Origin of the sequence: Mycobacterium sp., assembly GCF_050701675.1 — a bacterium.
In the GTDB taxonomy this organism is placed as follows: domain Bacteria; phylum Actinomycetota; class Actinomycetes; order Mycobacteriales; family Mycobacteriaceae; genus Mycobacterium.
Genome location: NZ_JBOGDD010000474.1, coordinates 1 through 6,401 on the forward strand (window position 1 = coordinate 1; position 6,401 = coordinate 6,401).

General features: G+C 66.7%; 6 protein-coding genes. 1 reads left to right on the forward strand and 5 read right to left on the reverse strand.

All coding sequences use genetic code 11. The annotated features are described in order from the left end of the window. The coding region (locus tag ACRDUX_RS14155) for an ABC transporter permease (protein WP_526414660.1) at positions 1–633 on the forward strand (633 nt) is incomplete at its 5' end. Between the two features lie 70 nt (positions 634–703). Here the strand turns inward: ACRDUX_RS14155 and ACRDUX_RS14160 are convergent. The 5 genes from ACRDUX_RS14160 to ACRDUX_RS14180 are packed head-to-tail and all read right to left on the reverse strand — an operon-like array spanning position 704 to position 5,508. Further along, positions 704–1,267 (reverse strand): pentapeptide repeat-containing protein, encoded by a 564-nt coding sequence (locus tag ACRDUX_RS14160; protein ID WP_526414661.1) that lies wholly within the window; start codon positions 1,265–1,267, stop codon positions 704–706. A 2-nt stretch (positions 1,268–1,269) separates the two neighbouring features. Beyond that, on the reverse strand, positions 1,270–1,848 hold the full coding sequence (locus tag ACRDUX_RS14165; protein ID WP_526414662.1) for a GTP-binding protein: 579 nt from the start codon (positions 1,846–1,848) through the stop codon (positions 1,270–1,272). Beyond that, positions 1,829–2,218, reverse strand: coding sequence for a DUF742 domain-containing protein (locus tag ACRDUX_RS14170; protein ID WP_526414663.1), 390 nt, complete (start codon positions 2,216–2,218; stop codon positions 1,829–1,831). The genes ACRDUX_RS14165 and ACRDUX_RS14170 overlap by 20 nt, the downstream gene beginning before the upstream one ends. Positions 2,219–2,224: 6 nt before the next feature. Beyond that, positions 2,225–2,632 (reverse strand): roadblock/LC7 domain-containing protein, encoded by a 408-nt coding sequence (locus tag ACRDUX_RS14175; protein WP_526414664.1) that lies wholly within the window; start codon positions 2,630–2,632, stop codon positions 2,225–2,227. After that, complete coding sequence (locus tag ACRDUX_RS14180) at positions 2,629–5,508, reverse strand: HAMP domain-containing sensor histidine kinase (RefSeq protein WP_526414665.1); 2,880 nt, start codon at positions 5,506–5,508, stop codon at positions 2,629–2,631. Before ACRDUX_RS14180 ends, ACRDUX_RS14175 begins: the two co-directional genes overlap by 4 nt. Between the last annotated feature and the right edge of the window lie 893 nt (positions 5,509–6,401).

A 6,401-nucleotide genomic window follows, 5' to 3' on the forward strand; every position in this document is an offset into this window, starting at 1 on the left:
AACGTCGGCGCCATCTTCATGGGCACCGCCCTGACGGTTCGCGACCTGATCGGGGAACGCCCGATCTTCCTGCGCGAGCAGGCGGTCGGCCTGTCCACCACCGCCTACCTGCTGGCCAAGGTCTGCATCTACTCGGTGTTCGCGATCGTGCAGTCCGGCATCGTCACGGCCATCACGCTCATCGGAGTCGGGCTACCCAAGAACGGCCCGTTGGTACTCGGCGGCGGTGACGTGTCGGCCGCGATCGAGCTGTTCTTCGGCATGGCCGCCGCGACCATCTGCGCGGCCACGGTCGGGCTCGCGCTGTCGGCGCTGGCGAGGACCAGTGATCAGATCATGCCGCTGCTCGTCGTCGCGATCATGTCGCAGTTGGTGTTCTCCGGCGGTCTGATTCCGGTCACGGGCCGCGTCCCGTTGGACCAGATGTCGTGGGTGACACCGGCCCGGTGGGGCTTCGCGGCGACGGCGTCGACGGTGGGGGTCACCGACATGGTGAAGCCACCGATCCTGCCCGACGACCCATTGTGGAAGCACACGTCGGGTGCATGGCTTTTCAACATGGCCATGATGGCCGCGCTGTCGGTGTTCTACCTCTGCTTCGTGCGCTTCAAGATTCGCCTCAAGGCCGGCTAGATCCCTGCGCGAGCGCGCGTGTCTGCACACGACACGCCGGGGTCCAATGGCAGTCTGCGCACGCTCGCGACTAGTCCCCGTGTACGTCCAGGCCATGCGCCGCGGCGTACCCGAAGGCCTGGTTCACGTCGATCTTCGCGCCGCGGATCGACGCCGTCGTCCAGAACGTCGGGTCGGTGAGCGCACCGCGCAGATCCGCGTCGTCGAGGCGAGTGTTCTGCGTCCGCGCCCCGCGTAGGTCAGCGCCGCGCAGCACGGCCTTGCGCAGGTCCGTGCCGACGAGGCTCGCCTCGCGCAACCTGCAGTCCGAGAGATCGATGCCACGCAGGTCGCAGCCACCGAGAACGGCGAGAGTCAGATCGACCTCGACCATCGTCACGGGCCGCAACCGGCATTCGGTGAACACCGATCCGAGCAGCGTGCAATGTCGAAACACGCTGTGCATCATCGACGTCCGCCGGAAGGTGCAGTTCCGGAAGGCCGACCCCTGGTGCTCGGACTCGGACAGATCCACGCCGCTGAAGTCGCAGTCGGTGAAGACGACGCGTTCGGTGTGCAGCCGAGAAAGATCGTCGTCGCGGAAGTCGTGGCCGGTGTACTCACGGTCGGCCCACTCCTGGTCGAAGTCGCTCACCGTCAGCCGGGCAGCGAACTGAGGTTCGCCAACGCGTACTCGGTGACGGCGATCAGCGACGCCCGCGCCGATTGCCGGTCGCGCGCATCGACGTTGATCACCGGGATGTGGTCCCGCAGCGCCAACGCCTTCCGCACCGCGTCCGGCGGATACTTCGGTCCGGCGTCGAACTCGTTGACCGCGATGAGAAACGGCAGCCGGCGCGCCTCGAAGAAGTCCACCGCGGCGAAGCTGTCCTCCAGCTTGCGCACGTCGACCAGGATGATCGCGCCGATCGCGCCGCGAACCAGGTCGTCCCACATGAACCAGAACCGGCGCTGACCCGGTGTGCCGAAGAGATAGAGGACGAGGTCATCGGCGAGGGTGATGCGGCCGAAGTCCATCGCCACCGTGGTGGTGTTCTTCTGCGGCGTGCCATCGAGGCCGTCGTAGCCCTCCGAGGCCTTCGTCACGATGGCCTCGGTGCGCAACGGCATGATCTCCGACACTGCGCCGACGAACGTCGTCTTGCCTGCCCCGAACCCGCCGGAGATGACGATCTTCGTAGAGGCGGACCGTCTCTCAGAGTGCCCGTAGGCCACGCAGTGTCCTCCCTATGAGTTCGCGTCGTTCATCGGTGCTCGCCGACGCACCCAAGGTGGCGTCTACTCGAAGATAGCCCTGCGTCACGAGATCGCCGATCAGCACACGCGCGACGCCGAGCGGCAACGATAGGCGAGCCGCGATCTCTGCGACGGAGGGACTCGCCGCACCGAGCCTGAGAATCTCGGCACGGACGTCGTTGCCAGGCCATCTGGGCGCTGGCGCGAACGGCAGCGTCCGGATCGGCGCCTCGAGCGGGAGGTCGACGCGCGAGACGGTCCGGCCCGCGGTCAACGTGTAGGGCCGGACCAGGCTGACCTCATCCAGGGGTTCGCTGGGCTCCCAGGCGTCGTGCGGCGGAAAGTCCATGGTCGTTCACGAGTGCTGAGCCGTGCGGCGCGACGACTGGATCACGGTGCCGACGCGCTCCACCAGAATGGCCATCTCGTAGCCGATCTGGCCGATGTCACACGACCTGGTGGCCAGGGTGGCGAGGTTCGATCCGTCGCCGACGCGCATCAGCAGCAGGTAGCCGTTCTCCATCTCGACCACCGACTGCAGCACGTTGCCGCCGTCGAAGAGTTGGGCGGCGCCGGCGGACAGACTGGCCAACCCCGACGTCACCGCGGCGAGCTGGTCGGCCCGCTCCACGGGCATGTGCTCACTGGCCGCCATCAGGAGGCCGTCTGCGGACACCAGGATCGCGTGCGACACACCAGACACCTCGTTGGCGAACTTGGACACCAGCCAGTCGAGGGAGTCGCGCTGGGTGGGACGGGTCATTCGCGGTCTGTCTCCCTACCTTCGCGTGCACTGTCACGGGCGTGCGAACGGCCCGCATGCACGCCGCCGAAGTGGCTGCCGATGCTGCTGCGCACTGCTTCGGGGTCACGCAGGACCGGGATGGGCCCGGTGTCCAACGTGGAGTCACCACCGTCGTCCGGCTCGTCGGATGCGTCCGCTCCCCGGTGGGCGCCGCCGTTGCGCCCATTGTGACCATTCTCGCCGTTGCCCGCCGCGCCTGGCACCAGACGCGCACCCGGCTGACGCACCGGCAGGCCGAGCTCGGTGCGCTCGGCGACGGGTGCCTCCTCGGCGGCGGCCGCGGCCGACCAGCCCTGGTCCCACACAGTCTGCCAGTCCAGGTCGGTGCTCTTGGCCAGCTCGGTGGGATCGTCGATCAGCCACTCGGACAACATCTTCTCGAAGATCGAACCGCCGGCTTCGGCCGCTGGGGCGGGTTCGGACTCGGGGTGAGCGGCAGGCTGGCGGTCGCCGTCGGCGTCGGGCCGATGGATCCCATTGGTCGCCAAGGGCGGCTGGCTTGCGGCTTCGGCCTTGGCCGCGAAGAACGACGACGTGTCCGTCGGAACCGGACGCTCGGAGGATTCGACGGGCAGGCGCCAGCGCGGCGGCTCTCCGGCCACGGGCGTCTGCGCGGGCATCGAGTCGGCGGGCCATTCCTCCTCCGGCCACTCCTGCTCGTCGCTCCACTGGCCAGCGGATTCGCCGACGGGCTCAATGGGTGCGGAGGGAATGTCCGAGATACCGCTGGCACCTGGGTTTCGTTGCGGCAGTAGCGAAACGGGGATGTCCGCATGGCCGTTGCGGTATTCCGGCACGGCCTGATGGTCGGCTTGGGGGGCGTCGTCGTACCCGAAGGCGCCGACCAGGTCCGGGTGTTCGTCCGCGGGCAGGCCGTACTCGGCGAACTCGGTGGGCGCGCTGTATTCCGGAGCGCTGAGCTCGGGACCGCCAGGACCGTACAGAAGTAGTTCGGCCGGGATGAACACGCCCGCGGTGGTTCCCGAATTCGGTTCGCCCGCAACGGTGCTGCGGAGCCGGACGACGAGACCGTGCTGGGCAGCGAGCCTGCCGACCACGAAGAGGCCCATGTGGCGGGCGGTATACGGGTTGACCTCGCCGCCGGACTGCAGACGCGTATTCGAGACCCGCAGGTCGGCGTCCGTCATGCCGAGGCCGTGGTCGGAGACCTCGATGACCAGACCGCCGTTGCCCGTGTGCACCGCCGACACCCACACCTGCGAGATCGGTGGCGAGTACCTCAGAGCGTTGTCCAGTAGCTCGGCCAGGAGGTGAACCAGGTCGCCCGCGACGACGCCATGCACTTCGCTGTCCGGCACCGTCGCCGTGGCGACCCGGGTGTAGTCCTCGACTTCGGACGCCGCCGCGTTGATCAGGGCGCCCACCGGAACCGGGTCGGCCTGCTCGCGGGGCACCTTCGAGCCAGCGAGCACCAGCAAGTTCGCGCCGTTGCGGCGCATGCGGGCGGCCAGGTGATCGAGTTTGAACAGGCTCTGCAGCCGCTCGGGGTCTTCCTCGTCGCGCTCGAGACGGTCGATGACGCCCAGCTGCTGGTCGACGAGCGAGCGGCTGCGCCGCGACAACGTCTCGAACATGTCGCCGATCTGCAACTGCAGGCGCGCCTGCTCGCCTGCCAGGAACACCGCCTGTTCGTGCAGTTCATCGACGGCGTGGGCGACCTGCCCAACCTCCTCGGTGGTGTTCACCGGCAGCGGTCGGACGGGACCCGGCGCTCCGCCGGTTCGCACTCGTTCGAGCTCGCGGGCCAGGTCCTCGTGGGCCACCTTCAGGGCGCCGTCACGCAGCACGCGCAGCGGCCGCACCAGCGTGCGCGCCACGAGCAGCACGATGAAGAGGGCCAACAGGATCGCGCCGCCGACGATCAACGAGTCGCGAATCGCCTCCGCACGCTTGGCGTTGGCCCGATCCTCGACGGCAGCCGTCACCGACGTGGTCGTCGATCCGATGATCTTGGCGGCGATCTCATTGGTGACCTGCAGCGACTGAGTCAGATCGGGGTTGCCGACCAGCGCAACGGCCGGATCGGACATGATGGCCATCCGCTTGACCATCTCTTGCTGCAGCCTCTGCGCGTCTGGCGAGCCGACGCCGAGCACCTGCGCCATGCCGAACAGGGTCGACGGTTCGGTGCCGGCCAGCGTGATCATCGACGTGCGCAATTCGGGGTCGGGAAGATCGCCGCCGAGGTTGACCAGCAGCTGCTGCATCATCATCTGCCCGCGGGCCCCGATCGCGCGGCTCAGGCCCAGCGTCTCGGCGCGGATCTTCTCGTCGTCGACGCGGACCGAGCCGTTGACGACGTCCTCGGCGGTCAACAGGATCGGCGCGTAGGCGGTGATGCGGCCGCGCAGGTCGATGCCGTTGGCGGTGATCTGGTCAAGCAGTGCCTGGCCGCCGTCGAGCAGCCCGGTAACGCCCGTGCGCACGTCGGGCACGACGTCGGTACCAGCGAGCTCTCTCTGCAGGTTCTGCTTGCTGGTGTCGAAGGCCGTGAGTGCCGCCTGTGCGTCGCCGCCGGTGGAGTTCGCCAACATGGCGCCATCCAGGGCTGCCATGTACTTCTCGATGGAGGGCACCAACTCGGCGCGGTCGGCGGCCAGTCGCAGATCGCCTGCTTGCGTCCAGCCCGCGGAGATCCGCAAACCACCGAATACGCCGGCCAACAGCAATGGCACCAAGACGATCGCGAACACTTTCCAGCGAACGGGCCAATTCGACAGCGACCACCGCGCCGGACGCTTGCCCTCTCGCGGCTGATTACCGGAGAATTCGGTGGGCTCGACGACTGGTGACTGCTCTACGAACGCCGTCATCGCGCTCCGGCCGTACAACCGGTCGCTCGTCGGCATTTCACTAATCGCGCGTCCTTCATATGGCTTCCTGCTGCTTTCGCCCACGTATCGGCGAGCACCGGAAGATCCAGTCCACCCGGCAATTTGTCGAGTATGACAGCGATGTGCGGGGGTTTCCACAATTCTTACTGAACAGACAGAGTTCGTGACCGGGCCGTTGCGTAGTTGTGTGCTAAGCGAGCAAATGTCGAAACCACATTGTTTCCGGATGGCTAGCGCTCCGCTGCGGGGCTATCGCGACCCACGCTTTCGCCACCGAAGCATCAATGTCCTGAACGAGTAATTCCCGCCGCAACGGGATTGCGGTGATGGCGCCTGTGGGGACACGGCAAAGGGATCACCAGTGTCGGCATGACTCCGCATGGACTCCACATGACGTGGTCGACGGGCACCTCGATTCGGGATTGCCGCGGCCCGTCGACCAGCGGCATAACCCCACCGCACTGGACCTGTGGACGGCTGCCGTCGAGGGGTTTACAGTGATGACGGCGGCATCCCAAATATATTGCCCGTTAATATTCAGCAAACAGGAGTCCCAATGATTCATCACAGGGGTTGCGATCAGTACGGCTTGTCATGGACCTACAGTGACCTGGTAGTACCCAAGTACGCCACCGAGTGTCAGCCGTGGGAGTGGCACTCTGGTTCGTTCCGTCGGTCATTTACAGTAAAGCGTTGGCAGGTAGCCAGAGTGTGCGTGAGCGTCTCAGGGGAACAGACCCATCAAGGCGAGGTCACCCACTGGCTGCACGTGGGCGGCGAAGACCAGTTCAACAATTCGGATCGGCGGCCACTGATGAAGGCTCTGACCGATGCCGGGAAGCTCCTCGACTCGCTCGGCTGACACCTGACGG

Bases quoted from the DNA above. Each gene is read 5' to 3' on its own strand.
- ACRDUX_RS14170 (WP_526414663.1), bottom strand. From the start codon at position 2,218: ATGGACTTTCCGCCGCACGACGCCTGGGAGCCCAGCGAACCCCTGGAT.
- ACRDUX_RS14175 (WP_526414664.1), bottom strand. From the start codon at position 2,632: ATGACCCGTCCCACCCAGCGCGACTCCCTCGACTGGCTGGTGTCCAAG.
- ACRDUX_RS14180 (WP_526414665.1), bottom strand. From the start codon at position 5,508: ATGACGGCGTTCGTAGAGCAGTCACCAGTCGTCGAGCCCACCGAATTC.